Source organism: Mycobacterium sp. OTB74, assembly GCF_029892685.1.
Classification (GTDB): domain Bacteria; phylum Actinomycetota; class Actinomycetes; order Mycobacteriales; family Mycobacteriaceae; genus Mycobacterium.
The window spans coordinates 1-2,606 of the sequence record NZ_JARXVD010000049.1; the positions used below are offsets into that span (position 1 = coordinate 1).

General features: G+C 67.7%; 1 protein-coding gene. It reads left to right on the top strand.

Annotated elements, in window-relative coordinates; genetic code table 11:
• Positions 1 to 2,606, top strand: a 2,606-nt coding sequence (locus tag M2432_RS27835; RefSeq protein ID WP_280830082.1) for a condensation domain-containing protein, incomplete at both ends; no start/stop codon positions are given.

A 2,606-nucleotide genomic window follows, 5' to 3' on the forward strand; every position in this document is an offset into this window, starting at 1 on the left:
GTGCGCACCTTGTTCGACGCTCCCACGGTGGCCAAGTTGGCGCCCCTCCTCAGCGAAGCAGGGGGTCGGCGTGAGCCGTTGACAGCCGTAGAGCGGCCGGCGGTGGTGCCGTTGTCGTTTGCCCAGTCCCGGTTGTGGTTCCTCAACCGGTTCGAGGGACGGGTCGCGACCTACAACATGCCGACCGCTTTTCGAATCAGCGGCGCGCTGGATGTCGAGGCGCTCGGCGCGGCCCTCGACGATGTCATCGCCCGACACGAATCGCTGCGCACCGTATTCCCCGACATTGACGGTGTGGCGTTCCAGGAGGTGTTGCCGGCGGGGGCGGGGATGTGGCGGCGCGAGGGTGCGGCGGTGGTGTCGTTGCCGGAGCAAGATGTGGTCGGCGCGTTGGTGACGCTGGCGGGGTATCGGTTTGACTTGTCGGCGGAGATCCCCATTCGTGCACAGATCTATTCGGTGGGGCCTGAGCAGCACGTAGTAGGGATTGTGGTGCACCACATCGCTTTTGATGGATGGTCGCTGGCCCCGATGATCCGTGATGTGGGCGAGGCGTACCAGGCGCGGCGGCAGGGCCAGGTCCCGGGTTGGGCGCCGTTGCCGGTGCAGTACGTGGATTACACGTTGTGGCAGCGCGCGCAGTTGGGTGAGCTGGCCGACGGCGACAGCCCGATCGCCGCGCAGCTGGGCTATTGGGAGCAGGCGCTGGCCGGAATGCCCCAGCGGTTGGCGTTGCCCACCGATCGCCCCTATCCGCAGGTAGCCGATTACCGCGGCGCCAGCGTGGCGGTGGACTGGCCGGCGGGGTTGCAGCAGCGGGTGCGCGAGGTGGCCCGCGAGCACAACGCGACCAGTTTCATGGTGATCCAGGCCGCCTTGGCGGTGCTGCTGTCTGAGCTCAGTGCGAGTTCGGATGTGGCGGTGGGCTTCCCGAGCGCTGGGCGCCGCGATCCGGCGCTGGATGAGTTGGTGGGTTTCTTCGTCAACACGCTGGTGTTGCGGGTCGACCTGGCCGGGGACCCGACCTTCGCCGAGCTGCTGGCCCAGGTGCGGCGGCGCAGCCTGGCTGCTCTTGAGCACCAGGACGTGCCCTTTGAGGTGCTCGTCGAAAAACTCAACCCCACCCGGTCGCTGACCCATCACCCGCTGATCCAGGTGATGCTGGCCTGGCAGAACGTCCCCGGGCACGACAACGACGATCCGGCGGCCGGATTGAGTTTGGGTGATGTGCAGGTCACGCCGTTGTCGGCGGACACCCACACCGCTCGGATGGATCTGGTGTTTTCGCTGGCCGAGCAGTGGACGGATGCCGGTGAGCCCGCCGGGATCGGTGGGGTGGTGGAGTTCCGTACCGACGTGTTCGACGCAGACACCGTGGTGGCGCTGATCGAGCGGTTCGAGCGGGTGTTGGTGGCGCTGACTGTGGATCCGGGGCGGTTGTTGTCGTCGGTGGATGTGTTGGATGCCGGTGAGCACGCCCGGTTGGATGAGCTCGGTAACCGGGCGGTGCTGTCGGGGCCCGCGCCGGTGGGGGTGTCGGTTCCGGTGTTGTTCGCGGGGCAGGTGGTTCGTGCTCCGGGGGCGGTGGCGCTGAGCTGTGGTGGCCGTTCGTGGTCGTATCGGGAGCTCGATGAGGCGTCGAATCGGTTGGCGCACTTGCTGACTGGGTATGGTGCGGGCCCGGGTGGGTGTGTGGCGGTGGTGTTTTCCCGGTCTGCTGAGGCGATCGTGGCGATTTTGGCGGTGCTCAAGACGGGGGCGGCGTATCTGCCGATTGATCCGGCGGCGCCGGCGGCGCGGATCGGGTTCATGGTCGCCGATGCCGCGCCGATCGCCGCGGTGACCACTGCGGAGCTGCGGTCGCGGTTGGATGGGTGTGATCTGCTGGTGATCGATGTGGAGGATCCCCGCATCGACAGTCAGCCCGGTACGGCGTTGCCGGCGCCGGCTGCTGATGATCTGGCTCACATCATTTACACCTCGGGCACGACGGGGGTGCCCAAGGGGGTGGCCATCAGCCACCACAACGTGACCCAGCTGCTCGACTCACCGGACGCCGGCCTGCCGCCAGCGGGGGTGTGGTCGCAGTGCCATTCCTATGCTTTCGACGTCTCGGTGTGGGAGATCTGGGGCGCGTTGCTCCATGGTGGGCGGCTGGTGGTGGTGCCCGAGTCGGTGGCGGGCGCACCGGAGGACTTCCACGCCTTACTGGCGGCTGAAGATGTCACTGTCTTAAATCAAACCCCGTCGGCGGTGGGGGTGTTATCGCCGCAGGGTTTGGGTGCGGTGGCGTTGGTGGTGGCCGGTGAGGCCTGCCCGGCCGAGGTGGTGGATCGGTGGGCGCCGGGTCGGGTGATGATCAACGGCTACGGCCCGACCGAAACGTGGTACACGTCGTTCAGTGCGCCGTTGGTGGCGGGGTCGGGGGTGGTGCCGATCGGTGCGCCGGTGTCGGGGTCGGCGTTGTTCGTGCTGGATAGGTGGTTGCGGCCGGTGCCGGCGGGGGTGGTCGGTGAGCTGTATGTGGCCGGGCGCGGGGTGGGCGTCGGCTATATCGGCCGGGCCGGGTTGACCGGGTCGCGTTTTGTGGCGTGTCCGTTCGGGGG